Genomic DNA, 26,097 nt, shown 5'->3' on the forward strand with positions numbered 1-26,097 from the left:
AGAAAGACGCTACGGCGCAGCGTGCTCATTGTGCGATTCGGATTCAGACTCGGCTTTCGTCGGTTGGGCTAGTTTAGCCTGCTGCGCTGGCGCGGGAAGCACCTGTTCCGGCAGGACGGCAGGATAATCCGGAGCATCGTCTGGAATGGTATGCTCGGCGGGAATCGGCACCTGTGGCCCTAAAAAGCGCGGCTCGCGTTTGAGGACATACAGGTCGAACAGCGCGCCCAAACGAGCACCAAATTCACGAACCCGCACGGTCATCATATTTTTCGGGGAAGGCACGGCGTAACACTGTGCCTGAATACCAAGATGCAGTGCGATGAATAGCGCACGCTCGCAGTGGAAACGCTGCGTGATGATGGTGAAATCGTTGGTATCAAATACCTTGCGCGTCCTGATAATGGAATCCAGCGTACGGAACCCCGCATAGTCCAGCACGATATCTGAAGGCGGAACGCCTGCGGCGATCAAATCACGACGCATCGTCATCGGTTCATTGTAACTTTGTAGCGCGTTATCGCCGCTTAATAGCAGATAGCTGACTTTACCGCTGTTGTAAGCGTTAATCGTCCCTTGCATGCGGAACAGGTAATACTGATTGATTACGCCGGTACGGTAGTATTTCGCTGTCCCTAATACGACGCCGACCTGACGTTTCGGCAAGGTCTGAAGCTCATCGTAAATAAATGGCGCGGTTTTCCAACTGATCCAACGATCGAGGGCAAAAGCAGAGAGCAGCAGCACGCCAATGAGGGCTAACAAACCGAATGTCAGGCGTTTCCACATGCTTATGCCTCAGGTAAGGCGAGTAGACTAATCATGCCTCAAGGCTACTTTACCTGACAGGGTGACGCAAGACGCAGGCGAGGAATGGGTGGTTTATTGATTGAATTTTCAGCGTTCGGGCGAGATGGTGTAAAAATAAAACGCCAGCTTTTCGGGCTGAAAAGCTGGCGTGACAAGCGTATTAAACGCGGCTACCCCACAGATCGTACTCGTCTGCGTGTTCGACCTTCACCTTAACGATGTCACCGACTTTCACGCCAGTTTCGCCGTTCAGGTAAACCGCGCCATCAATTTCAGGGGCGTCAGCCATGCTGCGGCCAATCGCGCCTTCTTCGTCGATTTCATCGATCAGCACCAGCACTTCACGGCCAATTTTATCCTGCAAACGCTGGGTGGAAATTGCCTGCTGAAGCTGCATGAAACGGTGGAAACGCTCTTCTTTGACCTCTTCCGGCACCTGATCTGGCAATTCATTTGCCGCTGCGCCTTCGACCGGACTGAATTTAAAGCAACCCACGCGGTCAAGTTTGGCTTCTTTCAGGAAGTCGAGCAGCATCTGGAAGTCCTCTTCCGTTTCGCCAGGGAAACCGACAATAAAGGTAGAACGCAGCGTTAAATCTGGGCAGATTTCACGCCAGCGCTTAATGCGCTCCAGCGTTCTTTCTACCGCACCTGGGCGCTTCATCAGCTTGAGAATTTTCGGGCTGGCGTGCTGGAGCGGGATATCCAGATAAGGCAGGATTTTGCCTTCCGCCATTAACGGAATGACATCGTCTACATGTGGGTAAGGGTAGACATAGTGCAGGCGCACCCACACGCCCAGCGACGCCAGTTGCTCACACAGGCTGGCCATACTGGTTTTGACCGGTTGACCGTTCCAGAAACCCGTACGTTGCTTCACATCCGCGCCGTACGCTGAGGTATCCTGAGAAATCACCAGCAGCTCTTTTACCCCAGCATCAACCAGACGTTTTGCTTCATCCAACACCGAGCCGATTGGACGGCTGTCCAAATCGCCACGCATAGAAGGGATGATGCAGAACGTACAGCGGTGGTTACAGCCTTCTGAAATTTTCAGATACGCGTAATGGCGCGGCGTGAGTTTGACTCCCTGCTCGGGAACCAGACTGGTAAACGGGTTGTGCGTCGGTTTAGGGACGTATTGATGGACGTGTGACAGCACCTGCTCGTAGCTGTGCGGGCCGGTAATTTCCAGAACCTTGGGATGCACTTCGCGTATTTGGTTTTCTTTGGCACCCAGACAGCCTGTTACGATGACTTTACCGTTTTCATTCAGCGCTTCGCCGATGGCTTCCAGCGACTCTTGTACGGCGCTGTCAATAAAACCACAGGTATTGACGATCACCAGTTCAGCGTCGTCATAACGTGGGACGACCTGATAACCTTCAGTACGCAGTTCGGTCAGAATCCTCTCGGAGTCGACGAGGTTTTTCGGGCAACCGAGGGAAACAAAGCCGATACGTGGTTGTTGCATATTATTCGCTCACAAAATAAACAGAAAATAAAACCGGAGGATTCTACACCATAGTTGATTATCCTTATAGTCAGTGGTGTAAAACTCAGCATTTTATCACTGCGGCGATGGTGCTTTTAACGGCTGAATTTCTTCAATAAATGTAAACCTTGCCCCGTTTTTTTGCACAAACATCGCTTGCCGCCTAAATTTACAGGACTTTTTGTTGGATGGAGACAACGCTATGTCCTACTGCCTGATGCCTCGCGATTCTGTTTCACACACCGTGTTACGACGATTTTCTGCTGCACCGCATTGGTTGCTGCTTAGCGCAACGTTGCTGTTTTCCAGCCAGATCTTGGCGGCGGAACCGAAGGTGATGGAATTGCAGGATAAGCTGGATCATCCTTGGTCATTAGCGTTTTTGCCGGAAGATCAGGGGATTCTGATTACGGAGCGTGCCGGGAATTTACGCTTATGGAAAGCGGGTAGTGCGCTGTCTGCGCCGATAGCCGGTGTACCGAAGGTCTTCGCTAAATCACAGGGCGGATTGCTGGAAGTCGCGCTATCGCCGGATTTTGCACAGAATCGGCGCATCTATCTGAGCTTTGCTGAAGAGGGGAGCGAGGGTAAAGCGGGAACCGCTGTCGGCTACGGTAAGCTCTCTGAAGATAATAAACGGTTAGAGAATTTCACGGTCTTCTTCCGTCAGGAACCGAAACTGTCAACGGGTAACCATTTCGGCGGCAAGCTGGCCTTTGATCGACAAGGGCATCTGTTTATTGCACTGGGTGAAAACAACGAACGCCCGACTGCACAAGATCTGGATAAATTACAGGGCAAAATTGTTCGCCTGACTGCGGAGGGTAAAGTGCCGTCCGATAACCCGTTTGTGAATACGCCTAACGCACGACCGGAAATCTGGTCTTACGGCCACCGCAACCCACAGGGATTGGCGATTAATCCGTGGTCTGGTGTGCTGTGGGAAAATGAACACGGCCCGAAAGGCGGCGATGAAATCAACATTCCCAAAGCGGGCGAAAATTACGGCTGGCCGATTGCGACACACGGCATTAACTATTCCGGGCTGAAGATTCCAGAAGCGAAAGGAAAAGAGATCGCAGGGATGGTGAACCCCGATTTTTACTGGGAAAAATCACCGGGTATCAGCGGAATGGCCTTTTATAACAGCGACCGTTTCCCGCAGTGGAAAAATTCGGTCTTTATCGGTGCACTGGCAGAGAAGAACCTGATTCGGTTGACGCTTGATGGTGACAAAGTCGCTTCCCAAGAGCGCTTGCTGGGCGATCGTGGTGAACGCATCCGCGACGTAAGACTGGGGCCAGATGGCTACCTCTATCTGCTGACCGATCACGACAATGGCAAATTGCTGAAAGTCGGGCTGGAGTAAGAAATCAGGCACCTTGCGGTGCCTGTTTCACTTAAGACAGTGGAATCATGACGTGTTTCTGATACGCCGGACGTTCGGTGAGTTGCTCATACCAGCGTTCCAGATGAGGATGCGACTGTTGCTCAATCGGCATATTCAGCCAGCCGTAAGCAATACAGCCTAAAGGAATGTCGCCAACGCCAAATTTATCGCCGGATAGCCACGGCTGATTAGCCAGAACGGTATCGACAATATCGAAAAGACGTTCGCATTCGGCGATGCCTTTCTGGACCAATGCCATATCGCGTTTTTCCGGCGCGACGCGGACTATATTAATGAATACCGGCCCGAAAGACACGGCGAAGGAGGTGGCCCAGTCCATCCACTTCTCGGCACTGGCGCGTTTTCCCGCATCGGCAATATACAGCGAATCCTGACCATACTGTGCCGCCAGATAACGGACGATGGTATTGGATTCCCACAGCACCAGATCGTCGTCCCGCAAACACGGGATGAGGCCATTAGGGTTCATCGCCAGATAATCGACCTCATGGTTAAGACCGAATTGTCCGCCCGCCGCAATATGCTGATAAGGCAGTGCAAGTTCTCCTGCACACCACAGGACTTTCTTTACGTTGGTCGAGTTATCACGACCCCAAATCGTTATCATAGTTGCCCCTTTCTTCGTGAAGCCTGTCCCGATTATCCGCGACAGCCGATGAGAAATAATGATATGCCTTTTTAGTCTTTATGATTTAACTTGTCATTCTTAATAATGACAGCAAGTTACATTCAGACAGGAAAGTTACACAATGAAATTGACGCATTCTGTTCGCGCCGCTCTCGGCATCACACTGCTTGCTGCTGGGATGCAACTGGCGCTGGCCAGCAGCGATCCTCAGACGATCACGTTTGGCGTGGCACCCGGGCCGTATGGCGACATGGTGAATCTGGCGATCAAACCTGAGCTGGTAAAAAAAGGCTACAAGGTCGTCGTGCGTGAATTCAGCGATTACGTTCAGCCCAATCTGGCGCTGGCCAACGGCAGCATTGATGCAAACCTCTTCCAGCATACGCTGTATCTGGAGAAATTCGCTGCCGATAAAGGGTTAAAAATTTCCCCACTGATTATCGTACCTACTGCCAGCATGGGCTTCTATTCGAAGAAGATCAAATCGCTGGATGAGCTGAAAAAAGGAGACGTAGTCACGCTCTCTAACGATGCCACCAATCTGGCACGCGGTCTGCGTTTCCTACAATCGATGGGGCTGATTACGATCAAGGCTGATATCGATCCGACCAAAGCATCTGAGAAAGATATTCTTGAAAACCCGCGCGGTTTGGTCTTCAAACCGATGGAAGCGGCGCAGTTACCCCGTACGCTGGATAGCGTGACGGCATCGCTGGTGAACGGTAATTTTGCGCTTGCGTCCGGTATGAAACTGTCATCGGCCATCAAGCTGGAAACGCTGGATGAGAACCTGAAAAATGTTATTGCCGTGCGTACCGACGATCTCGATAAGCCCTTTGTTAAAGATACCAAAGCGATTGTGGAATCACCTGCGTATGCCGCGGTGATCAACGATCCTGCGTTGATGTATAGCCAATTCCAGAAACCGGAGTGGATGCAGGCGAAAACGCCAGCGCCCGCACAGTAAGTTTCAGGCTACACAAAATATCCTTTGGCCGGTCTATGACCGGCTTTCTTCTTTTCCGCTCAGGCCAGGAGTTTGCGGATAATGATCCAGTTAGAAGGGGTTAGTGTTGACTTCTTGCACGGGAAGCAGCCAGAAAACCGCGCAGTAGACAACGTGTCGTTGCACATCTCGCGTGGTGAAGTTTACGGGATTGTCGGTACCAGTGGCGCGGGGAAAAGCACGCTGCTGCGGACTATCAATCTCTTGCAGCGACCGACTGCCGGCCGGGTGCTCGTCAATGGCGTGCTCATCAGCGAATTAGCTGGGCAACCGCTGCGAGAACAGCGGCAAAAAATTGGCATGATATTTCAGCATTTCAACCTGATGCAGACGCGCACCGTGGCAGAAAACGTGGCGTTCAGCCTGAAAGCCGCTGGGAAATCCAGTGCGGATATTGCAGCGCGCGTGCCGGAAATCCTGAATCTGGTAGGGTTGACGGATAAAGCGTTGTCTTATCCGGCGCAGCTCAGCGGCGGTCAGAAACAGCGCGTGGGCATCGCCAGAGCCATTGCCAACGATCCCGAAGTGTTGTTGTGTGATGAGCCGACCTCGGCACTCGATCTGGAAACCTCAGCCGCTATTCTGGCGCTGCTGAAAGAGATTAACGAGAAACTGGGCATTACCATCGTACTGATTTCTCATGAAATGAGCGTGATTAAGGCGGTCTGCGATCGGGTGGCGGTGATGACGGGCGGTCGGGTTGTGGAAGAGGGCGATGTTTTCGATATTTTTGCGACGCCGCAGCACGCCTTTACGCGTCAACTGGTCTCCCACACGCTCGATCTTGCATTGCCGCCTCGCTTGCTGGTGGATTTACAGGGCACACTACTGAAGATTCTGTTCGTCGGCGAATCGGCGGAGCAACCCGTGCTGTCGGACGTTGCGACGCGTTTTGGCGTGTCCGTCAATATCCTGCACGGCAAGATCGAATACATCGGCAATCGTGCGCTAGGCATACTCGTCGCACTACTGACTCATCCTTCCGATCCCGGAAAAGTGACTGAAGCAGTGGAGCATATTCAGGTCAGAACGGCGAACGTGGAGGTGCTGCATGGCTGATTTATGGATCGATCTGGTCGCAGCGTTCGGTGAGACATTTCAAATGGTGGGGATTTCCACGCTATTTGCCGTGATTGGCGGTTTACCGCTGGGGCTGCTGATTTACGTCACCGACAGGAACCTGTTCTGGCAAAATCGCGCCGTCTATCTGTTTGCCACGGTGCTGGTGAATATTATCCGTTCTATTCCTTTCGTGATTCTGTTGGTCCTGCTGTTACCGCTGACGCAGATCCTGTTGGGGAATACGATTGGGCCTGTAGCGGCGGCGGTGCCAATGTCGGTCGCTGCGATCGCATTCTATGCACGTCTGGTGGATAGCGCACTGCGTGAAATCGATCCCGGTATCGTGGAAGCGGCCGAAGCGTTTGGAGCCAGCCCGATGCGTATTATCAGCACGGTGCTGCTGCCAGAGGCGAAAGCGGGACTATTGCGTGGCTTGACGATTACACTGGTGAGCCTCATCGGTTATTCGGCGATGGCGGGCATTGTCGGCGGCGGCGGGGTGGGTGATTTGGCGATCCGCTTCGGCTATTACCGCTATGAAACCGAGGTGATGGTGATTACCGTTATTGCGCTGGTTATTCTGGTGCAGGTGGTACAGACGCTGGGTGACTGGCTGTCAAAACGTGCCGATAAGCGCGAACGCCGCTAAGGGTATTTCCAACTACTGTGCACGAGGGAGGCTGCGCTGCCATGTCCCCCTCGTGCTATCCGCTATTTTTTCTGGCGGCCTGCCGTCTGCATTTTCAGACATTCCTTACTTTCTTCTAAGTGCTTTTTTTATCTGCGTTTTTTTAGACACTTTCATTTCTTTGACTATCTTTACAGAATGAACGGTTTTCATCCCAGAGATGACGCGTTACCTTTGTATGTTACTAAAGTTTTCAAAACATATTGAAAATTAAGAATTTTTAACGACTGATGGATATCGCGGCGAACTCATGAAAACAACTCCTTTCCTGACCAGACTCACGTCTTTCTCTGTAGGTACGGTATTGCTTGTTGGTTTAGTGCCATTCACCTATGCGGAACAGTTGCCAGCGGTGCCGCAAATTGATGCTAAAGCCTATATCCTGATCGATCACCACAGCGGTAAAGTGCTGGCAGAAAGTAATGCCGATGAGCGCCTTGACCCTGCCAGCCTGACAAAAATTATGGCGAGCTATGTGATTGGACAGGCGATCAAATCCGGTAAAATTCGTCCGACGGATGAAGTGACCGTCGGAAAAGATGCCTGGGCAACGGGTAATCCGGCGCTGCGTGGCTCGTCGCTGATGTTCCTTAAACCTGGCGACCGCATCCCCGTTTCTGAGTTAAATAAAGGCATTGTCATTCAGTCAGGCAATGATGCCAGCATCGCGCTGGCAGATTACGTCGCGGGTAGTCAGGATGCGTTCGTTAGCCTGATGAACAATTATGCGAAGGCACTTAACCTGACGAATACGCATTTTCTGACCGTGCACGGTCTCGATGCGCCGGGGCAGTACAGTACCGCGCGCGATATGGCGCTGTTAGGGCAGGCGCTGATTCGCGATGTGCCGGAAGAATACGCGTTGCACAAGGAAAAAGAGTTCACCTTCAATAACATTCGCCAGCCTAACCGTAATCGTCTGCTGTGGAGCACTAACCTGAATGTAGACGGTGTGAAAACTGGCCATACCAACGGAGCGGGGCACAATCTGGTGGCCTCGGCCACCGAAGGTAATATGCGCCTGATTTCCGTGGTGTTGGGGGCGCAAACGGATGCCATTCGCTTCCGTGAAAGTGAAAAACTGCTCACCTGGGGCTTCCGCTTTTTCGAAACGGTAACGCCTATCAAGACGGATGCGCCTTTTACCACGCAGCGAGTCTGGTTTGGTACTGAGAAAGAGGCACGGCTTGGCGTCGCACAGGATGCTGCGCTGACCATCCCGAAAGGACAAATGAAGAACCTGAAAGCCAGCTTTACGCTCAATCAGCCGCAGCTTTCCGCACCGCTAACCAAGAATCAGGTTGTCGGCACTATCGACTTCCAACTGGACGGCAAGAGCATCGGACAGCGCGAACTGGTCGCGATGGATGATATTCCAGAGGCTGGTTTCTTTAGCCGCCTCTGGGATACGGTGATGATGAAGGTGCAGCAGTGGTTCGGCGGGTTATTCGGTTAAGAGCCTACCTCATTAGGGCTATTTTATTTGCCATTTTGAACCTGGGCAGTGCTCGAAACCCTCACGTACTACGTGTACGCTCCGGTTTTTCCGCGCTGTCCGTGTCCAAACTGGCTGCACCAATAACGCCTACTGGGACAGACTCTAATTCCCTGGGTGGATAAACTGAATGTCGTTGTTGGAAAAATAGCGTAAGTAGGATTCGCTCGGGGCGCTGTCGGAAATGACCGTATCAAACAGCGTCATCGGGCCGATACAGGCACGTTTGATCTGACCGAATTTGCTGCTATCCGCCACCATAATAATTCGCTGTGCGGTCGCCATCGCGCGTTGCTTCATGCCCAGTTCGGCAAAGTTAAAGCAGGTGGCACCCGCAGTCAGTTCGATACCTGCCGCAGAGATAAAGGCTTTATTCGGGCAGATGTTGTCCAGCTCGCTTCGCTGGTTGAGCGGGGTAAAAATCGCGTTATCAGGATGGTATTCCCCGCCGCACAAAATCACTCTGCACGCCTTTTTTTCCTGTAGCGCTAAAAACGTGTTCAGGGAATAACAAATCGCGGTAAAGGGCAACTCGTCAGGAATGGCATCGATGATGAAGGGGATTGTGGTGCCACAGTCGAAAAAAACGGTATCGTTTGCTTCCACCAGATAGGCAGCGGCGGTACCGATAGCCTGCTTCTCTCTTACGTGCTTGCTCTGCTGGTCGGAGACAAAATAATTCGTGACACCGTTATTCTTCAGGTCGCTAACGACGTAGCCGCCGAGCAGCATGACGCTGGTGGAATCTGCATTCAGATCGCGGCGCACGGTCATCTCGGACACGCCGAGTAGCTGTGCGGCGTCTTTAAGATGGAGTTTATCGGTTTTCTTTAATGCTTGAGCCAGTCTGCCGATTCGTTCGTCGCGCCGCGTTTCCATAAAATTCCCTGCTAGTAAGCTATTTTTGTTGTTAGTAGTTTCCTGCTGCGGCCGTTTCACCTGAAACGATAGCGACGCCTGAGCTAGTGCCGATACGCGTGGCGCCTGCTTCAATCATACGCTGTGCCGTTTGGCGATCGCGAACCGCGCCGGACGCTTTGACACCCATCTCGCTGCCGACGGTGCTACGCATCAGTCGAACGTGTTCTTCACGTGCGCCACCCGTACTGAAACCGGTAGACGTTTTGACGAACGCGACATCCAACTGACGACACATCTCACACACCAGGACAATCTGTTCGTCATCAAGCAGACAGGTTTCCAATATTACCTTCAACGGTATAGCGGCGCAAACCTCACGCACGGCCTGAATATCTGCTTTGACGGCGGCAATATTCCCGCTTTTCAGCCAGCCAACGTTAATCACCATATCGATTTCCTGGGCACCGGCATCAATCGCCGCTTTCGCTTCAAAAGCCTTGCTGGATGTCAGGCCTGCACCAAGAGGGAAACCGATAACAGAGCATACCTGTACTTCAGTGCCTTTCAGCTTTTCGGCCACTAAAGGAACGTAACCTGAGTTAACACAGACGGCATAAAAATGGTGAGCGATCGCTTCATCGCACAGGGTGGCTATTTGCTGCTCGGTGGCATTGGCCGCCAGCAGTGTGTGGTCGATATAGCGTGCGTAGTCAGTCATGGCAAATCCTCGGTAATATCGATGAGAAATCAGATAGCGTGATTATGACACTCAATAATTTTAATGTCACAAAAATAACAATAAAATTATATTTTGTTATTTTAATAACAAAAAATGAAGTGAATCTGATACCAGATGTGTGGATATCGGGAAATAGGGAAGAGGTATACTCTAAATAATTCAAATTTCAGGAAGGCGGCAAGCGAAGGAATCCCGATGAGCTTACATAGGTAAGTGATTCGGGTGACTGAACGTAGCCAACGCACATGCAATTTGAAGTATGACGAGTATAAGCAGAAAAGAAAACGCCCATCGTTCTTGAACCTGAAAGGCGGGAACGATGGGCTCCTCAATAAGGGGAATCAAAGAAAAGCAGTGGCACTTATTCAGACTTTAGGGCAAAGAAAAAGTTCTGGCTTTTAAAAAATAATATTGACGATTTTTTACATTTTTTCAGCCGGGCAGCTCAGGCCAGATAACCACGATAAGTGATCCCGCTAAAGTGAGTAGCACGTTAGCGATGGCATAGGTACCCGCATAGCCGAGTGCAGGGATGTTACTGCGCGCCGTATCGCTGATAATTTCCATCGCGGGTGCGCAGGTTCGTGCCCCCATCATGGCACCAAACAGCAGCGCACGGTTCATTTTCAGCACATACGCACCAAACAGAAAGCAAATCACCACCGGCAGCAGACTAACAATCAGCCCTGAAGCTAGCATCTGGATACCGACTTCTCCCAGGCTGCTGTTGATAGTGCTACCTGCACTCAGGCCAACGCCCGCCATAAAAACCATCAGGCCAAATTCTTTGACCATGTTAAGTGCGCCTTGTGGAATGTAGCCGAAGGTCGGGTGGTTGGCGCGCAGAAACCCCAGCATGATACCGGCGAACAGTAATCCAGCGGCGTTACCGATGCCAAAGGTGAAGTTGCTGAATTGGATGGTGATCAGCCCGACCATCACGCCGATGACGAAAAAGGCGCAGAAGGCGAGCAGATCGGTGACCTGACTATGAATAGAAATGAACCCGATCCTATCAGCAATGCTTTTTACCCGTCGGGCATCACCGCTGACCTGCAAGACATCGCCTTTATTCAGCACGACGTTATCGTCAATCGGCATTTCAATCTGGCTGCGGACAATGCGGTTAAGAAAACAGCCGTGATCGGTCAGCTTCAATTGGCTCAGGCGTTTGCCGACGGCATTGTGGTTCTTGACGACGATCTCTTCCGTCACGATGCGCATGTCCAGCAAATCACGGTCGAAAACTTCCTTGCCATCGCGGAAATTGGAATTCAGGCGGGAATGGGCATCGGGATAGCCGACCAGCGCGATCTCATCACCGATTTGCAAGACGGCGTCACCATCAGGGTTGGCCAGAATTCCGTTGCGTCGGATGCGTTCGATGTAGCAGCCGGTTTGTCGATAGATCCCCAGCTCGCGCAAATTCTTGCCGTCCGCCCAATCAACCAGCTCCGGCCCGACGCGATAGGCGCGAATCACCGGCAGATAGACTTTTCTCTGGCTGTCTGGGTCTAATCCGCGCTCGCGTGCAATCTGCTGAGCACTGGTGGGTAAATCCTGATGCTGGAGCTTGGGCAGGTAGCGTGCGCCAAAAATGAGGCTGACCAGGCCGACGAGATACGTCAGCGCATAGCCCAGACTCAAGTGATCTTGCTCAATACTTAGCTGGTTACCCAAGCTGGCGGTGTTGCGCAGCGTGTCGCCGGCCCCGACCAGCACCGGTGTTGAGGTCATGGATCCGGCCAGCATCCCCGCCGTCAGGCCAATTCCCCAACCAAAGAATTTGCCTAAGCCTAACGCCAGTAACATGGCGCTGCCGACCATCACCAGCGCCAGCATGAAATAATTCTTTCCGTCGCGGAAGAAAATAGAAAAGAAATTCGGCCCTGCTTCCACGCCCACGCAAAAAATAAATAACATAAAACCGAGGCTCAGTGCTTCGGTATTAATCGAAAAATGCTGTTGGCCGAGTAATAAAGAAACAACTAAAACTCCAATGGAATTACCGAGTTGTACTGGCCCGAGGCGCAATTTCCCTAGGCAGAGTCCTAATGAAAGAACCACGAATAAAAGTAGAATGTAATTCCCATTTAACAAATCAGCGACGTTTATATTCATGGAATGTAACTTGTTGTTTACCAGTAAGTTCTTGATGTTATTCATTATAGCGGCTAGATTTAGCCATGAAATGCATGAATTCCCGTGACGGTATCAATACGCGTCAGCTGAAAGGAATCAGCCTCGTTCAGTATAATTTATCCGATAAAAATTGTTCAGTGTAATTATTGTTTAATTTAATGATTGTGGTGTCGCTGTTGACGAAATGCGTCGGGTTATCGTCTTTTCCTGTGGACAACCTGCGTGTCGAATAAATCGTAGCGAAGCCTCATGTTTTTCATATCGGGGAATAGATACACCAATCATTTTTACCATGCCGCATATTTTCGGTCTCTGGTTGAGGCAGGTTGGGAGGCATATTGAGTGGGGGCGATTTATGGCAAGAAATAAAGGTTGGGTTGGTGCGACCTGCTGTTTTTTATTGTTCACTGTCGTGTTTCTGAGTCAAAAGATTGAGGTATCAGAGGTTGCGGTGAGTGATGGGCTACGCGGTAGTCCGGGGATGTTGTTTTTTCTGCTGCCCGGAATGGTGGCCTGTTTTCTTTCTGCGCGCGGTCGCCTGCTTTACCCGCTGTTTGGCGCGCTGGCGGCAATGCCCGTATGCTTGCTGGTGCTCCACTTGTGGAATACGCCGATGCGCTCTTTCTGGCAAGAGCTGGCCTACGTAATGAGTGCAGTCTTTTGGTGTGTGCTGGGGGCAATGGGCGTGCTGTGTTTGCGCAGCCTGTATCGACGTTATCTTCGTTGAGTGGTGGGTATTCCAAGCCCATAAAAAAGCGCGGACGGTCGCCGCGCTTGTTTTGTCAGTTTGATGATCTATTGTTCTGCTAGTTCGATGACTATGACTGGAACAGGGCCAGATGCTCTTTGGCATAGGCTTCAAAATCAGTGCAGCCGCCGATGTGTTTTTCATCCAGGAAAATCTGCGGTACGGTTTCAACCGGCTTTCCAACCGTCTTGGACAAATCTTCTTTCGAGATGCCTTCTGCGTGGATGTCTACATAGCGGAAGCTGAAGTCATCACGTTGCTCGGCCAGTTTCTCTGCCAGTTCTTTCGCACGTACACAATAAGGGCAAGCTGGGCGCCCGAAAATTACAGCGAACATGTAAACTCCTTTGTAAAATTAGAAAAATGTTCTCATTCTTGAAACGGATAGCGTGACGCCTATTACAGACAAGGTCACGTCTAAAAGTGTTACGGTCAATGAGGTTACTGCGAATCGCGCTACTATACCGAAATTTATCAATACTATGCCCGCATTCATTGATGAAAAAAAGTAGTCATTACCTGTTACAACGATTTGCTTAAGCTATTAGGTGGTGAGGGAATGCAGATTCCGCCTGAGCTACGATATAATCTCGTCATACTTCAAGCTGCCTATGAGATGTACTTTACCGACTGAAGGATGCCAGTGTGACACCAACGATTGATTTGCTACAGCGCCACCGTTCTATTCGCGCATTTACGTCTCAGGCCATAACGGATGAGCAACGCCACGCCATCATTACCTCCGCACAAAGTGCCTCCAGCTCCAGCTTTTTACAATGCAGCTCAATTATCCGTATTACCGATCCTGCCGTGCGGGAAACGCTTGTTCACTATACCGGTGAGCAAGGTTATGTGGCGCAGGCGGCGGAGTTTTGGGTCTTTTGTGCCGATTTCCACCGGCATGTGGAGATCTTCCCAGAGGCAGAAACTGGGCTGGCGGAGCAATTGCTGATTGGCTGCGTCGATACCGCTATCATGGCGCAGAATGCACTGGTTGCCGCCGAATCGATGGGGTTGGGCGGGGTATTTATCGGTGGGATCCGCAATCGCATTGCTGACGTGACGCAGTTGCTGCAATTGCCAACGCGGGTTCTGCCGTTGTTTGGCCTGTGTCTGGGGCATCCGGACGCGGAACCGATGCTGAAACCGCGCATGCCAACCGCTATGCTGCTGCATGAAAATGTCTATCAGCCGCTCGACCACGATGTGCTGGCGCAATACGACCAGCAAATGGTGGAATATTACCTGCAACGTACCGGTAGCCGTCGTGAAAGCTGGAGTGAGCACGTGGAACGGACGCTGAAAAAAGAGTTACGTCCCTTTATGCTGGACTACTTACATCAACAAGGATGGGCGATACGCTAGTATCCGTAGGGTATTTATGAAGATAGCCATTCTGTCTCGTGATGGGTCGTTATATTCCTGCAAACGTCTGCGTGAAGCGGCTGAGGCGCGCCAGCACAGCGTTGAGATTATTGACCCGCTTTCCTGCTACATGAATATTAATTCGGCGGCGCCGTCGGTGCATTATCGCGGGCGTCGGCTGGATAAATTTGATGCGGTTATTCCGCGTATCGGTTCACAGATCACGTTCTATGGTACGGCGGTATTGCGCCAGTTTGAAATGCTGGGCAGCTACCCGCTGAATAATTCTGTCGCCATCATTCGCGCCCGCGACAAACTGCATTCGCTGCAACTGCTTGCTCGTGAGGGTATTGATCTGCCGATCACCGGATTTGCTCATTCGCCGGATGATACTGGCGATCTGATTGCGATGGTGGGTGGTGCGCCGCTGGTCGTAAAACTGGTGGAAGGTACACAGGGAATCGGTGTGGTATTGGCCGAGACGCGACAGGCGGCGGAAAGCGTGATTGATGCCTTTCGCGGGCTGAATGCGCACATTCTGGTGCAGGAATACGTGCATGAAGCGCAGGGTAAAGATATCCGCTGTTTTGTGATCGGCAACCGAGTTGTTGCGGCGATTGAGCGACAGGCGAAAGCGGGGGAATTCCGTTCAAACCTGCATCGCGGCGGGTCGGCGAATAAAGTGAAAATTACGGCGAAGGAGCGTGCGATCGCCATCAAGGCGACAAAAACGCTGGGGTTGAATATTGCGGGCGTCGATATTTTGCGTGCCGATCGGGGGCCGCTGGTGATGGAAGTCAACGCCTCGCCGGGGCTGGAAGGGATTGAAACGACGACCGGACTCGATATTGCCGACATGATGATTGAATTTATTGAGCAAAATACCCAGAGGCGCCTCGCAATATCGGCAACAATAAGCAAAAGTTAGCTTTCTGAAACAGGGGCAGCGCCGTAAAATACGGTGTTGCTTATTGGCGTGTAGGCACCGGGCAGCGGCGCTCTCCGGCGCGTCACCGTGAAGCGGAACGAGGAAAGCGGGGGGCAGGGCGCTTTTATCATGGCATCGTCGCGCAATATTCCGTAAGCTATGGGCCGTTTTTAAGGCTCTTTCTGTTTTAACATCGCTTCTGCGTAAACGGTGTTTTCTTTTCAACAACGCTGTCTGTACGGCAGCAGGTATGAGGCAAACATGATGGATTCACTCATCGTCCCGGATTTGGCTATGCTACGGCGGTGGCTGGATCAACTGAACATTCTGTATTTCGAATGTGATTCTTGTCAGGCGCTCCATCTTCCTCATATGCAAAATTTTGATGGCGTGTTCGATGCGAAAGTTGATCTGGTAGATAACGTGATCCTGTTTTCTGCCCTTGCCGAAGTGAAGCCCAGCGCGTTGATTCCTCTGGTCGGCGACCTGAGCCAAATCAATGCCAGCTCGTTGACCGTCAAGGCATTTATCGACGTTCAGGACGATAACCTGCCGAAGTTGATTGTCTGCCAGTCATTCAGCGTGGCCGCTGGCATGACGTTGGAACAATTCAGACATTTCATGCAGCAGTCCGAAGAGCAAATCTCAATGGTGATCCTTGAGGCCGGCGCTAATAATCTGCTGTTTATCGGTGAGGAAGAAGAGGGCTCTGCTGCCAGAGTCACCACCTCTCATCTGCATTGATACGGTTGCTGCCAACGGCAGCAATTGGTTTTACTTATTTTCCTTTCACCGTCATTTATTCTGGTTATTTCGCATTATTGCCAGATATTTCTCTTTGTTTACCGCTAAATGCCTTCATCACATCGATAAAATGTGAATAAATAATCGTTAAAACCCATTTTTTACGTTCAAGTATGGTGCGCACGATGTTGTGGGGTTATGCTTTATTCCTGTAAGACACAGACAGCGAAATCAGGGCTATGTCTGTGTCTGAGCGAATAAAAATCGGTGCATACTCATTCACCGGTTGGATAGCGTGGCAGGACATATTTTGTATCGGAACGATACAGATTAACTCCCATGAATCACCCCCTTGTATGGAGGAAGGAACGGATGTTCACCCAACGTAAAAAATGGCTATCGGGTGTTGTTACCGGCTTGCTGATGGCCGCGTCCGTCACCGCATCTGCGGAAGAGAAAACGCTGCATGTTTATAACTGGTCCGACTATATCGCACCGAACACGTTAGCCAATTTCCAGAAAGAAACCGGTATTAAGGTCGTCTATGACGTGTTTGACTCCAACGAAGTGTTGGAAGGCAAGCTCATGGCGGGCAGCACGGGTTTTGATCTGGTCGTGCCTTCTGCTAGCTTCCTGGAGCGCCAGCTCTCTGCGGGAGTGTTTCAGCCATTAGACAAGAGCAAACTGCCGAATTACAAAAATCTGGATCCTGAGCTGATGAAGTTGATCGCACAGCACGATCCAGACAATAAATATGCCCTGCCTTACCTGTGGGCTACCACGGGAATCGGCTATAACGTTGAGAAAGTGAAAGCCGCACTAGGTGCTGATGCACCGGTTAACAGCTGGGATTTGGTGCTGAAGCCAGAAAATCTGGAAAAGCTGAAAAGTTGTGGTGTCTCTTTCCTGGATGCGCCAGAAGAGATCTTTGCAACCGTGCTGAACTATCAGGGTAAAGATCCGAACAGCACCAAGCCGGGTGATTACACCACCTCTGCGACCGATCTGCTGCTGAAACTGCGTCCGAGCATTCGCTACTTCCATTCGTCGCAATACATTAACGATCTGGCGAACGGCGATATCTGTGTCGCGGTAGGCTGGGCGGGTGACATTTTGCAAGCAGGAAACCGTGCGAAAGAAGCGAAAAACGGGGTGAATATTCAGTACAGCATTCCGAAAGAAGGCGCGCTGGCATTCTTTGACGTTCTTGCCATTCCGAAAGATGCTAAAAATCTGGATGAAACCTATGCGTTTCTGGATTACCTGATGAAGCCAGAAGTGATGGCTGAAATCAGTAACCACGTGTATTACGCGAGCGGTAATCTGGCCTCCTTACCGTTGGTGAACGAAGAAATTCGTAATAACCCAGGCGTTTACCCGCCAGCGGATGTGCGTGCCAAACTGTTTACGCTTAAAGTGCAATCTCCTCAGATTGACCGTACGCGTACTCGCGCATGGACTAAGGTTAAAAGCGGCAAATAGCCTCTTGGATCTGAATCGTTACCCACGCGCTTGACGGTTGCTGGTTTCAGCAACCAGAGAATGGATGGGTATAAAATGTGGCAAAGAACAGGCGGATAATCCGCCTGTTCGCGCTCTATATTGTGTCACACCGCTGAATGCAAAAGCCCTGAATGGCGGCATCCACGGTGTGACTTGTTCTGCTTTTGCCGGAGAGCAATGCGAAGTGAATGACGCGATCCCCCGCCCTCAATCAAAACCTCAAAAAGCGGCCACGCCGCTGCTGGAAGTGCGCAACCTGACGAAGTCGTTCGATGGTCAGGCCGCCGTCGATGATGTCAGCCTGACGATTTATAAAGGTGAAATTTTTGCTCTGCTGGGTGCCTCTGGCTGTGGGAAATCCACGCTGCTGCGCATGTTGGCAGGTTTTGAGCTTCCCACACAGGGGCAGATTGTTCTGGATGGTCAGGATTTGTCATTGGTGCCGCCTTACCAGCGTCCTATCAATATGATGTTCCAGTCTTATGCGCTTTTCCCACATATGACGGTGGAAAAGAATATCGCGTTTGGTCTGAAGCAGGACAAGCTACCGCGCGCAGAAATTAAAGATCGTGTGGAAGAGATGCTGTCGCTGGTGCACATGCAGGAGTTTGCCAATCGTAAACCGCATCAGCTTTCCGGTGGCCAGCGTCAGCGTGTTGCGTTGGCTCGTAGTCTGGCGAAGCGTCCCAAACTGCTGCTGCTGGACGAACCAATGGGAGCGCTGGACAAAAAATTACGCGACCGTATGCAGCTTGAAGTCGTCGATATTCTGGAACGCGTGGGCGTGACCTGCGTGATGGTGACGCACGATCAGGAAGAAGCCATGACCATGGCGGGTCGCATTGCCATTATGAATCGCGGCAAATTCGTACAGATTGGCGAACCGGAAGAGATTTATGAGCACCCGAACACGCGTTTCAGTGCGGAGTTCATCGGCTCAGTCAATATGTTTGAAGGGATCTTGCAGGAACGTCAGGACGATGCGCTGATCATTAAAAGCCCCGGACTGGTGCATCCGCTGAAAGTGGATTCTGATGTCTCGGTGGTCGATGGCGTTCCGGTCTACATCGCGTTGCGTCCTGAGAAAATCATGCTGTGCGAAGAGGTTCCGGCCGACGGTTGTAACTTCGCGGTAGGGGAAGTGGTCCATATCGCCTATCTGGGCGACTTGTCGATTTACCACGTCAGGCTCAACAGCGGGCAAACTATCAGCGCGCAGTTACAAAATGCCTACCGCTATCGCAAAGGCATGCCGACCTGGGGAGATGAGGTCCGGTTGTGCTGGGATGCGGATAGCTGTGTCGTTCTGACGGTGTAGCGAGGAAGAATACCATGACTTCATTTCCCGAACATAACACGGCGGAACCACCGGGCAAGGCCAGACTCTGGTTTCGTGTTCTGATGGCGCGTTGGCGCCAAAAACATGGGCGCAAGCTGGTCATCGCGCTGCCGTATCTGTGGCTGCTGCTGCTGTTCATGCTGCCGTTCCTGATCGTGTTCAAAATCAGTCTTGCAGAGATGGCGCGGGCTATCCCGCCTTATACCGATCTGGTTTCGTGGCTGGACGGCAAACTGGATATTTCCCTGAACCTTGGGAACTACCTGCATTTGTTGGACGATCCGCTGTATTTCGATGCCTATATGCAATCGCTTCAGGTTGCTGCTGTGTCGACGCTGTGCTGTCTGCTCATCGGCTACCCGTTGGCCTGGGCGGTGGCGCACAGTAAACCGTCAACGCGTAATATCCTGTTGTTGCTGGTGATTCTTCCATCGTGGACATCATTCCTGATTCGCGTCTACGCCTGGATGGGGATTCTGAAAAATAACGGAATCCTGAATAACTTCCTGCTGTGGCTAGGTGTGATTGATGAACCGCTGGTCATTCTACACACCAATTTGGCGGTTTATATCGGCGTCGTGTATTCCTATCTGCCGTTTATGGTGTTGCCGATCTATACCGCGTTGATGCGGTTGGACTATTCGTTAGTGGAAGCGTCGTTGGATCTGGGCGCGCGACCGCTGAGAACCTTCTTCAGCGTGATCGTCCCCTTAACGAAAGGCGGAATTATTGCGGGTTCGATGCTGGTCTTCATCCCTGCGGTAGGGGAGTACGTGATTCCAGAACTGCTCGGCGGGCCGGATAGCATCATGATTGGCCGTATTCTGTGGCAGGAATTCTTCAATAACCGTGATTGGCCGGTAGCTTCTGCCGTTGCCGTCGTCATGCTGCTGCTGTTGATTATGCCGATTATCTGGTTCCACAAACATCAGAGTAAAACGGCGGAGGGTGAGGCGTGAATAATTTACCTGTTGTTCGCTCACCGTGGCGTATTGTGATTTTGGTGCTGTGCTTTACGTTCCTCTATGCGCCGATGCTGATGCTGGTGATCTACTCGTTCAACAGCTCCAAGCTGGTGACGGTATGGGCTGGCTGGTCGGCACGTTGGTACGTCGAGCTGTTCCACAATACGGCGATGATCAGCGCGGTGCTCCTGAGCCTGACGATTGCTGCCGCGTCGGCCACAATGGCCGTGATTCTTGGGACGATCGCCGCCGTGGTCATGGTGCGTTTTGGTCGTTTCCGTGGCTCCAATGGGTTTGCTTTTATGCTGACGGCACCGCTGGTTATGCCAGATGTAATTACCGGTCTGTCGCTGCTGTTGCTCTTTGTTGCATTAGGGCATGCCATTGGGTGGCCAGCAGAGCGAGGGATGTTCACCATCTGGCTGGCGCACGTCACGTTCTGTACCGCGTATGTCACCGTGGTGATCAGCGCTCGTCTGCGTGAGCTTGATCGTTCGATTGAAGAAGCGGCGATGGATCTGGGGGCGAATCCGCTCAAGGTATTCTTCATTATCACGGTACCGATGATTGCTCCCGCACTGCTTTCCGGCTGGCTGCTGGCGTTTACGCTGTCGCTGGACGATCTGGTTATCGCCAGCTTCGTAGCAGGGCCCGGCTCGACAACGTTGCCAATGCTGGTGTTCTCTAGCGTCAGAATGGGCGTTAATCCACAAATTAACGCCTTGGCTTCCCTGATATTGTTAGTCGTTGGTATTATTGGGTTTATCGCCTGGTGGTTTATGGCGAGAGCAGAGAAGCAGCGCTATCGCGATATGCAAAAAGCGAGACGCGGCTGATTCGATTTCTCATCGTAATTTGTTAGCCTAGCGAAGATTTCCAGCAACGCCGCCAGAGTATGGGGGCGTTGCTGTTTTATATCAGTATCACGTTTTATATTGGCATCGGATTCTATATTGGTGCTGTATTTTTGGCGGGTAAATACCGCATGAAGGGAGTGCGTTGAAATTCTATATATGAAGAAGGAAATAACACAACGCAAAGTTTATGCCCCGGTGCCCGTGATGGTGGCGGGGATTGCGATTATTGCTACTCGTGTTTTGGGGATTCTGCTGCTTGTCTGGGAGCTAGGGCTCAGCGATTTGAGCGGCTGGATTGGCAGCAACGCGGAAGCTTGGGATTCGACGCTGGTGTTACTGCTATCGCTGATTATCGTTGGCGTTGAAATTCGCTGTGGCTTTGCCGTTTTGGCGGGGGCGAACTGGGGACGGTGGGGCTATGTGGCCTGTCAGGCTGTCGTCGTGTGTTACCTGCTGCTGGCGTCGCTCAGTGAACTTATGCCAGCGATATTTCATATCTCAGGAGAGAACAATGCTGCCGTGCTGCATCAACTCCTGTTGCAAAAGATCCCGGATCTTCTGGTGATTGTTTTACTGTTTCTGCCACGACGCAGTAAGCGTTTTTTTACGCGTCAGAAATAGGTATGTCTCTCTTATGAGCTAATCTGGCTGCTGGCGTCACCATGAATCAGTAAAAGGTCGCAGGGTGACGCCGCCAGAGTGATATAATCCTCGCATTCCGTATTATTTTAATAGTTAGATTTTTATGCATTGTGCCCGCTACAGCACGGGAACCTGTCGTTCCTGCCAATGGTTGGAAAAAGCCTACCCGCAGCAATTGTCTGATAAGCAACAGCATCTTGAAGATTTGCTGCAACCGCACGCCGTGCAGCGCTGGTTGCCCGTACAACCTTCTGCGCAGTTTGCATTTCGTAATAAAGCCAAAATGGTGGTAAGCGGCAGCGTGGAACGCCCGCTGCTGGGGATGCTGCATCGTGATGGAACGACGGTGGATCTCTGCGATTGCCCGCTTTATCCGCCCAGCTTCGCGCCGGTTTTCGATGTGCTTAAGGTCTTCATTGCTCGGGCAGGGCTGACGCCTTATAACGTGGCTCGACGTCGCGGGGAGCTGAAATACCTGCTACTGACAGAAAGTACGCAGCGCGGTACGTTCATGCTGCGCTTTGTCTTGCGCTCAGAAACCAAGCTGGCGCAGCTGCGAGCTGCATTGCCGTGGCTACAGCAGCAATTGCCCCAGCTTGAGGTCATATCCGCCAATATTCAGCCTGTGCATCAGGCGATTATGGAAGGGAAAACGGAGATTATCCTGAGTGATGCAGCCGCGCTGGCTGAACAATTCAATCAGGTACCGCTGTATATTCGCCCGCAAAGCTTTTTCCAGACGAACCCGCAGGTGGCAGCCGCGCTGTATGCGACGGCACGCGATTGGGTTGCAGAGTTGGATATTACTAGCATGTGGGATCTGTTTTGCGGGGTAGGGGGTTTTGGCCTGCACTGTGCCTCACCTGAGATGCGTCTGACGGGCATTGAAATCAGCGCTGAGGCGATAGCCTGTGCGCGTCGCTCTGCGGAACAGCTAGGATTGAAGCAGGTGGAGTTTCAGGCGCTGGATTCAACGCAGTTCGCGACGGCTAAAGCTGAAATCCCCGATCTGGTGTTGGTCAATCCGCCGCGCCGCGGTATCGGCAGTGAACTATGTGCCTACCTGAGCCGCATGGCACCGGACTATATTCTCTATTCTAGCTGTAACGCCGAAAGCATGGCAAAAGACATGACGGCGCTGGCGAATTACCGCGCACTGCGCGTACAGCTATTCGACATGTTCCCGCACACGGCACACTACGAAGTGCTGACGTTACTGAAGCGGGAAATATAGGAAAAAACTGCGATATCTACGTTTTTTGTAGGAACTACCGTAGGCGTAAAAAATTGCGCTGAGGTGGGCGTGGCCGCCGGATGAGCGGCATGGACGCCGCGAAAGTCTGCGCCGCGTAAGGAACGCGTCGCAGACGGTCCGAACAGCGGATACGAACGCCGAAGGCACCGCGAAGCGGCGCAATTAGCGCCGAAAAGCCAGTGGTCAAGGCGCTGCGGCGTTTGAGCGCGCCTTGTCGGGCGTGTGATGAAATGACAGAAGAATGCTGTAATTAACACGCCCGAAACTTTTAAACGACCTAACACGTAATCGTGGAAGCGTTCGATAACGCGGTGCATTCACACCGCGTTAAGCTAAGTGAACCTTATTGCGGGAACCACTTGTCGTTAATGGTTTTGTAAGTGCCGTCAGCTTTGATGGCATCCAGCGCTTTATTTAACTTCTCCAGCAGTGCTTTGTCGTCGGGACGAACGGCGATGCCCAGTCCGGTGCCGAAGTATTCTGCGTCAGTTACATGTTCGCCAACCGTTGCCAGTTCAGGGTTCGTCTTGATCCACTCGTTGACGACAGCAGTATCACCGAATACACCGTCGATACGGCCATTTTTCAGATCCAGTACCGCATTCTGATAGCTGTCATAAGAAACGGTTTGCACTTCCGGGTGCTTATCGTGCATGTATTTCTGGTGCGTGGTGCCGTTTTCCATCCCGATACGTTTGCCTTTCATCGCGGCGAAGTCGCTGAATTTGCCTTTCTGCGCGATAACCACGGCGGAGTTGGCATAGTAAGGCTGCGTGAACGCGACCTGCTTGCTGCGCTCTGGCGTGATGTCCATACCGGAAATCACTGCGTCATAGCGGCGGAATTTCAGTGCAGGGATCAGGCTGTCAAACGCCTGATTGGTGAACGTACAAGTCGCTTGCATTTGCTTACACAGCGCTTTTGCCAGATCCATATCGAAACCGACGATTTCGTTACTGGCATCCAGTGACTCAAATGGCGGGTAGGTGGCTGATGACGCAAAACGGATGGTGTCTGCGGCGGTCGCGCTGAAGGCAATTCCTGCCAGTAACGTGGCGAGCACTAATTTTTTCATTACCTACTCCTGTTCTTCTTATATTGATAAATATAGTTGTGCGGAAGGGTTCCGACGTCATGGCGATTACTATGCCACTGAATGAATTTATATGCAATTAAAATGATTAATAAGTCGATTTATTGCATGTTTTTACATCAGCAGGCCATAAAAAAGCAGGCTATCAAAGCCTGCTTTCTAAGTGGATAAGGGCGATAAGGATTAATTACGGCGCTCGAATGCCAGCGAACGACGCTCAACCCAACGCATCAGCAACGTCAGTAACCCGTTGACGCACAGGTAGATAATCCCTGCGGCACCAAACACCATCACATCATATGTCCGGCCGTACATCAGTTGGCTGTAGCCCATGACTTCCATCAGCGTGATGGTGTAAGCCAGTGACGTACTCTTAAACACCAGCACCACTTCATTTGAATAAGAAGACAGTGCGCGTTTAAACGCAAACGGCAGCAAAATGCGTAATGTTTGCTTCTGATCCATGCCCAACGCGGCACAGGACTGCCACTGTCCGGCGGGAATCGCTTTTACCGCACCATAGAACAGCTGCGTAGTATAAGCCGCGCTATTGAGCGCCAGTGCCACCATTGCACACAGCCACGGCTGTGAAAGCAGGCTCCACAGCCAGGGGATTTGCTGGATAGAAGTAAACTGTCCGGGCCCATAGTAAATCAGGAAGATTTGCACCAGCAGCGGCGTACCGGTAAACAGCGTAATGTAGCCTTTCGCCAACAGCGATATGACAGGCGTTTTGAGCGTCAGCACCACAGTCAGCAGCAGTGATAACACCAGCGCTACGACGATGGAAACGGCAGTTAAGGTCAGGCTGGTATGCAGGCCTTTTACTAGCTCAGGTAAATAAGCGAGCATCAGGAAGGCCTCCGCTCAAAACGCGTGGTGCGCAGTTCAATGCGTTTCAGCACATACTGACTTAACAGCGTAATAATCAAATAGATCGCCGCCGCGACAACGTACCAGGTGAAGGGCTCCTGCGTCCGTGTCGCAATACTTTTGGTTTGCAGCATCAAATCGTTCACGCTGATCAGCGACACCAGCGCGGTATCTTTTAGCAATACCAGCCACTGATTGCCTAACCCCGGCAGGGCGTGACGCCACATCTGCGGCATGATCAGACGGAAAAAGATCGCGGATTTACTGAGCCCCAGCGCCTGACCCGATTCCCATTGCCCTTGCGGGACGGCTTTCAGCGCGCCGCGCAGCGTTTGGGAGGCGTAGGCCGCATACAGCAGCGCCAGCGCAATCACGCCGCACAGGAATGGGCTGATTTCAAACATGCCGATATCCAGTTTTACCGGAATCTGCACGATGAAGAGATTCAGGGTAAAACCGTCTGCCAGCATCATCAGCAGTTGAGAAGAGCCGAAATAGATGAACAGCACGACCAGAATTTCTGGCAGGCCGCGCAACAGCGTCACGACGGCGGTTCCCGTCCAGCTAACGGCTTTCCAGCGAACAGTTTCCCAAACGGCAAACAGCATCGCCAGCGCGAGGCCGAGCACCAGTGCACAAACGGCAAGGCCGACGGTCATCCCGGCGGCGCTTGCAAGAGGTTGAAATTCAATCATTGAGCGTCAGATTACTGCTGGAACCATTTTTTGTAGATGGTCTCGTAAGTACCATCCTGCTTGATTTTGTTGAGCGCAGTGTCGAATTTCTTCAGCAACTCATCGTTGTTCTGGCGCACAGCGATGCCCAGACCGATACCGAAGTAACCTTTATCCGTCACTTTCTGACCAACGGTTGCCAGCGCATCGTTCTGTTTCAGCCATTCGTTAACCACAGCGGTGTCACCGAACACGGCATCCAGACGACCATTTTTCAGGTCCAGCACGGCATTCTGGTAGCTGTCGTAAGGCACAGTTTTGATATCGCTATGCTTTTCCATCAGGTATTTCTGGTGGGTAGTGCCATTCTGTACGCCAACGCGCTTGCCTGTCAGCGCGGCGATATCGGCAACTTTCCCTTTCTGGGCAATAAACTGAGCGGAGTTGTCATAGTAAGGCTGAGTGAACGACACCTGCTGTTGGCGCTCAGGGGTAATATCCATTCCCGCGATGACGGCTTCGAAGCGACGGAATTTCAGGCCGGGGATCAGACTGTCGAAGGCCTGATTGCTGAACGTACAGGTCGCCTGCATTTCTTTGCACAGTGCATTCGCTAGATCGATATCAAAACCTTGGATCTGGTTATTGGCATCGACAAATTCGAACGGAGGGTAGGAGGCTTCAGTCGCGAAACGGATGGTATCTGCGGCGTTAGCAGAGGCGGCACCAACGGCGAATAAGGCTGCAACAATCAATTTTTTCATTATCATTTTC

General features: G+C 51.7%; 26 protein-coding genes. 15 read left to right on the forward strand and 11 right to left on the reverse strand.

Annotation, left to right across the window (positions count from 1 at the left end; translation table 11 throughout):
• Window positions 1-9: 9 nt before the first annotated feature.
• Both sanA and rimO read right to left on the reverse strand, forming a co-directional pair.
• Complete coding sequence (gene sanA, locus EIP93_RS09535) at window positions 10-789, reverse strand: outer membrane permeability protein SanA (protein WP_125232632.1); 780 nt, start codon at window positions 787-789, stop codon at window positions 10-12.
• 181 nt (window positions 790-970) lie between these two features.
• Window positions 971-2,284 carry a 30S ribosomal protein S12 methylthiotransferase RimO gene (gene rimO / locus EIP93_RS09540; RefSeq protein ID WP_103860934.1) on the reverse strand — a complete coding sequence of 438 codons (1,314 nt, stop codon included), beginning with the start codon at window positions 2,282-2,284 and terminating at the stop codon, window positions 971-973.
• Between the two features lie 223 nt (window positions 2,285-2,507).
• Here rimO and EIP93_RS09545 point away from each other — a divergent pair, with 223 nt between their 5' ends.
• Window positions 2,508-3,674 (forward strand): PQQ-dependent sugar dehydrogenase, encoded by a 1,167-nt coding sequence (locus EIP93_RS09545; protein ID WP_103970999.1) that lies wholly within the window; start codon window positions 2,508-2,510, stop codon window positions 3,672-3,674.
• Window positions 3,675-3,705: 31 nt separating this feature from the next.
• On the opposite strand, the gene EIP93_RS09550 is transcribed toward EIP93_RS09545, so the two are convergent.
• Window positions 3,706-4,323, reverse strand: coding sequence for a glutathione S-transferase family protein (locus EIP93_RS09550; protein ID WP_125232633.1), 618 nt, complete (start codon window positions 4,321-4,323; stop codon window positions 3,706-3,708).
• A gap of 142 nt (window positions 4,324-4,465) precedes the next feature.
• On the opposite strand from EIP93_RS09550, the gene EIP93_RS09555 reads away from it, so the two are divergent.
• From EIP93_RS09555 to EIP93_RS09570, 4 genes are all read left to right on the forward strand, one after another.
• Entirely contained in the window at window positions 4,466-5,311 is an 846-nt protein-coding gene (locus EIP93_RS09555; RefSeq protein WP_103970998.1) for a MetQ/NlpA family ABC transporter substrate-binding protein, read from the forward strand.
• An 81-nt stretch (window positions 5,312-5,392) separates the two neighbouring features.
• The gene (locus tag EIP93_RS09560; RefSeq protein ID WP_125232634.1) at window positions 5,393-6,409 is read left to right on the forward strand and encodes a methionine ABC transporter ATP-binding protein; all 1,017 of its coding nucleotides are present in this window, start codon (window positions 5,393-5,395) and stop codon (window positions 6,407-6,409) included.
• Window positions 6,402-7,061 (forward strand): methionine ABC transporter permease, encoded by a 660-nt coding sequence (locus tag EIP93_RS09565; RefSeq protein ID WP_103970996.1) that lies wholly within the window; start codon window positions 6,402-6,404, stop codon window positions 7,059-7,061. Before EIP93_RS09560 ends, EIP93_RS09565 begins: the two co-directional genes overlap by 8 nt.
• Before the next feature lie 289 nt (window positions 7,062-7,350).
• Entirely contained in the window at window positions 7,351-8,556 is a 1,206-nt protein-coding gene (locus EIP93_RS09570) for a serine hydrolase (RefSeq protein WP_103970995.1), read from the forward strand.
• A 144-nt stretch (window positions 8,557-8,700) separates the two neighbouring features.
• Here EIP93_RS09570 and deoR read toward each other — a convergent pair whose 3' ends face one another.
• The 3 genes from deoR to EIP93_RS09585 all read right to left on the reverse strand — a co-directional run bounded on the left by deoR (window position 8,701) and on the right by EIP93_RS09585 (window position 12,316).
• The gene (deoR, locus tag EIP93_RS09575) at window positions 8,701-9,474 is read right to left on the reverse strand and encodes a DNA-binding transcriptional repressor DeoR (RefSeq protein ID WP_039537035.1); all 774 of its coding nucleotides are present in this window, start codon (window positions 9,472-9,474) and stop codon (window positions 8,701-8,703) included.
• 31 nt (window positions 9,475-9,505) lie between these two features.
• Window positions 9,506-10,174 carry a deoxyribose-phosphate aldolase gene (deoC, locus tag EIP93_RS09580; protein WP_125232635.1) on the reverse strand — a complete coding sequence of 223 codons (669 nt, stop codon included), beginning with the start codon at window positions 10,172-10,174 and terminating at the stop codon, window positions 9,506-9,508.
• A gap of 453 nt (window positions 10,175-10,627) precedes the next feature.
• Window positions 10,628-12,316 carry an aspartate:alanine antiporter gene (locus EIP93_RS09585; RefSeq protein WP_107333716.1) on the reverse strand — a complete coding sequence of 563 codons (1,689 nt, stop codon included), beginning with the start codon at window positions 12,314-12,316 and terminating at the stop codon, window positions 10,628-10,630.
• A 376-nt stretch (window positions 12,317-12,692) separates the two neighbouring features.
• On the opposite strand from EIP93_RS09585, the gene EIP93_RS09590 reads away from it, so the two are divergent.
• Window positions 12,693-13,064, forward strand: coding sequence for an inner membrane protein YbjM (locus EIP93_RS09590; protein WP_103940608.1), 372 nt, complete (start codon window positions 12,693-12,695; stop codon window positions 13,062-13,064).
• Between the two features lie 91 nt (window positions 13,065-13,155).
• Here the strand turns inward: EIP93_RS09590 and EIP93_RS09595 are convergent, their stop codons facing one another.
• Entirely contained in the window at window positions 13,156-13,422 is a 267-nt protein-coding gene (locus EIP93_RS09595; protein ID WP_010277298.1) for a GrxA family glutaredoxin, read from the reverse strand.
• A gap of 308 nt (window positions 13,423-13,730) precedes the next feature.
• On the opposite strand from EIP93_RS09595, the gene nfsA reads away from it, so the two are divergent.
• The 9 genes from nfsA (at window position 13,731) to rlmC (ending at window position 22,662) form a co-directional block, all read left to right on the forward strand.
• Window positions 13,731-14,450 (forward strand): oxygen-insensitive NADPH nitroreductase, encoded by a 720-nt coding sequence (gene nfsA / locus EIP93_RS09600; RefSeq protein WP_125232636.1) that lies wholly within the window; start codon window positions 13,731-13,733, stop codon window positions 14,448-14,450.
• A 16-nt stretch (window positions 14,451-14,466) separates the two neighbouring features.
• Window positions 14,467-15,378, forward strand: a complete 912-nt coding sequence (gene rimK / locus EIP93_RS09605; RefSeq protein WP_103940604.1) for a 30S ribosomal protein S6--L-glutamate ligase — start codon at window positions 14,467-14,469, stop codon at window positions 15,376-15,378.
• Window positions 15,379-15,642: 264 nt separating this feature from the next.
• Window positions 15,643-16,122, forward strand: a complete 480-nt coding sequence (locus EIP93_RS09610) for a type III secretion system chaperone family protein (RefSeq protein WP_039275494.1) — start codon at window positions 15,643-15,645, stop codon at window positions 16,120-16,122.
• A gap of 372 nt (window positions 16,123-16,494) precedes the next feature.
• Window positions 16,495-17,604 carry a spermidine/putrescine ABC transporter substrate-binding protein PotF gene (gene potF / locus EIP93_RS09615; RefSeq protein WP_103860923.1) on the forward strand — a complete coding sequence of 370 codons (1,110 nt, stop codon included), beginning with the start codon at window positions 16,495-16,497 and terminating at the stop codon, window positions 17,602-17,604.
• Window positions 17,605-17,809: 205 nt separating this feature from the next.
• Window positions 17,810-18,943, forward strand: a complete 1,134-nt coding sequence (gene potG / locus EIP93_RS09620; protein ID WP_039489921.1) for a putrescine ABC transporter ATP-binding subunit PotG — start codon at window positions 17,810-17,812, stop codon at window positions 18,941-18,943.
• A 14-nt stretch (window positions 18,944-18,957) separates the two neighbouring features.
• A complete protein-coding gene (potH, locus tag EIP93_RS09625) occupies window positions 18,958-19,923 on the forward strand; it encodes a putrescine ABC transporter permease PotH (protein ID WP_103860922.1) in 966 nt (321 codons plus the stop codon).
• A complete protein-coding gene (gene potI / locus EIP93_RS09630) occupies window positions 19,920-20,765 on the forward strand; it encodes a putrescine ABC transporter permease PotI (RefSeq protein ID WP_039357800.1) in 846 nt (281 codons plus the stop codon). Before potH ends, potI begins: the two co-directional genes overlap by 4 nt.
• 189 nt (window positions 20,766-20,954) lie before the next feature.
• A complete protein-coding gene (locus EIP93_RS09635; protein ID WP_103861104.1) occupies window positions 20,955-21,407 on the forward strand; it encodes a YbjO family protein in 453 nt (150 codons plus the stop codon).
• Window positions 21,408-21,531: 124 nt separating this feature from the next.
• Window positions 21,532-22,662 (forward strand): 23S rRNA (uracil(747)-C(5))-methyltransferase RlmC, encoded by a 1,131-nt coding sequence (gene rlmC, locus EIP93_RS09640; protein ID WP_125232637.1) that lies wholly within the window; start codon window positions 21,532-21,534, stop codon window positions 22,660-22,662.
• A gap of 364 nt (window positions 22,663-23,026) precedes the next feature.
• On the opposite strand, the gene artJ (EIP93_RS09650) is transcribed toward rlmC, so the two are convergent.
• The 4 genes from artJ (EIP93_RS09650) to artJ (EIP93_RS09665) all read right to left on the reverse strand — a co-directional run bounded on the left by artJ (EIP93_RS09650) (window position 23,027) and on the right by artJ (EIP93_RS09665) (window position 26,087).
• Window positions 23,027-23,758, reverse strand: a complete 732-nt coding sequence (gene artJ, locus EIP93_RS09650; protein WP_010306608.1) for an arginine ABC transporter substrate-binding protein — start codon at window positions 23,756-23,758, stop codon at window positions 23,027-23,029.
• Window positions 23,759-23,959: 201 nt separating this feature from the next.
• Window positions 23,960-24,628: an arginine ABC transporter permease ArtM gene (gene artM, locus EIP93_RS09655; RefSeq protein WP_039489914.1), complete on the reverse strand. Its 669-nt coding sequence runs from the start codon at window positions 24,626-24,628 to the stop codon at window positions 23,960-23,962.
• A complete protein-coding gene (gene artQ, locus EIP93_RS09660; RefSeq protein WP_039513912.1) occupies window positions 24,628-25,344 on the reverse strand; it encodes an arginine ABC transporter permease ArtQ in 717 nt (238 codons plus the stop codon). Before artQ ends, artM begins: the two co-directional genes overlap by 1 nt.
• Window positions 25,345-25,355: 11 nt before the next feature.
• Complete coding sequence (gene artJ / locus EIP93_RS09665) at window positions 25,356-26,087, reverse strand: arginine ABC transporter substrate-binding protein (protein WP_039472655.1); 732 nt, start codon at window positions 26,085-26,087, stop codon at window positions 25,356-25,358.
• Window positions 26,088-26,097 lie beyond the last annotated feature (10 nt).

It is taken from the genome of Pectobacterium versatile, from assembly GCF_003932035.1.
Lineage (GTDB): Bacteria > Pseudomonadota > Gammaproteobacteria > Enterobacterales > Enterobacteriaceae > Pectobacterium > Pectobacterium versatile.

Excerpts from the sequence above, each read along its gene's own strand:
- EIP93_RS09550 (WP_125232633.1), bottom strand. The coding sequence starts at position 4,323 with ATGATAACGATTTGGGGTCGTGATAACTCGACCAACGTAAAGAAAGTC.
- EIP93_RS09570 (WP_103970995.1), top strand. The coding sequence starts at position 7,351 with ATGAAAACAACTCCTTTCCTGACCAGACTCACGTCTTTCTCTGTAGGT.
- EIP93_RS09545 (WP_103970999.1), top strand. The coding sequence starts at position 2,508 with ATGTCCTACTGCCTGATGCCTCGCGATTCTGTTTCACACACCGTGTTA.
- EIP93_RS09610 (WP_039275494.1), top strand. The coding sequence starts at position 15,643 with ATGGATTCACTCATCGTCCCGGATTTGGCTATGCTACGGCGGTGGCTG.
- deoR (WP_039537035.1), bottom strand. The coding sequence starts at position 9,474 with ATGGAAACGCGGCGCGACGAACGAATCGGCAGACTGGCTCAAGCATTA.
- rimO (WP_103860934.1), bottom strand. The coding sequence starts at position 2,284 with ATGCAACAACCACGTATCGGCTTTGTTTCCCTCGGTTGCCCGAAAAAC.
- deoC (WP_125232635.1), bottom strand. The coding sequence starts at position 10,174 with ATGACTGACTACGCACGCTATATCGACCACACACTGCTGGCGGCCAAT.
- artM (WP_039489914.1), bottom strand. The coding sequence starts at position 24,628 with ATGCTCGCTTATTTACCTGAGCTAGTAAAAGGCCTGCATACCAGCCTG.
- EIP93_RS09555 (WP_103970998.1), top strand. The coding sequence starts at position 4,466 with ATGAAATTGACGCATTCTGTTCGCGCCGCTCTCGGCATCACACTGCTT.
- artJ (WP_010306608.1), bottom strand. The coding sequence starts at position 23,758 with ATGAAAAAATTAGTGCTCGCCACGTTACTGGCAGGAATTGCCTTCAGC.
- potF (WP_103860923.1), top strand. The coding sequence starts at position 16,495 with ATGTTCACCCAACGTAAAAAATGGCTATCGGGTGTTGTTACCGGCTTG.
- sanA (WP_125232632.1), bottom strand. The coding sequence starts at position 789 with ATGTGGAAACGCCTGACATTCGGTTTGTTAGCCCTCATTGGCGTGCTG.
- EIP93_RS09585 (WP_107333716.1), bottom strand. The coding sequence starts at position 12,316 with ATGAATATAAACGTCGCTGATTTGTTAAATGGGAATTACATTCTACTT.
- EIP93_RS09590 (WP_103940608.1), top strand. The coding sequence starts at position 12,693 with ATGGCAAGAAATAAAGGTTGGGTTGGTGCGACCTGCTGTTTTTTATTG.
- artJ (WP_039472655.1), bottom strand. The coding sequence starts at position 26,087 with ATGAAAAAATTGATTGTTGCAGCCTTATTCGCCGTTGGTGCCGCCTCT.
- potH (WP_103860922.1), top strand. The coding sequence starts at position 18,958 with ATGACTTCATTTCCCGAACATAACACGGCGGAACCACCGGGCAAGGCC.
- EIP93_RS09560 (WP_125232634.1), top strand. The coding sequence starts at position 5,393 with ATGATCCAGTTAGAAGGGGTTAGTGTTGACTTCTTGCACGGGAAGCAG.
- rimK (WP_103940604.1), top strand. The coding sequence starts at position 14,467 with ATGAAGATAGCCATTCTGTCTCGTGATGGGTCGTTATATTCCTGCAAA.
- EIP93_RS09595 (WP_010277298.1), bottom strand. The coding sequence starts at position 13,422 with ATGTTCGCTGTAATTTTCGGGCGCCCAGCTTGCCCTTATTGTGTACGT.
- rlmC (WP_125232637.1), top strand. The coding sequence starts at position 21,532 with ATGCATTGTGCCCGCTACAGCACGGGAACCTGTCGTTCCTGCCAATGG.
- EIP93_RS09565 (WP_103970996.1), top strand. The coding sequence starts at position 6,402 with ATGGCTGATTTATGGATCGATCTGGTCGCAGCGTTCGGTGAGACATTT.
- artQ (WP_039513912.1), bottom strand. The coding sequence starts at position 25,344 with ATGATTGAATTTCAACCTCTTGCAAGCGCCGCCGGGATGACCGTCGGC.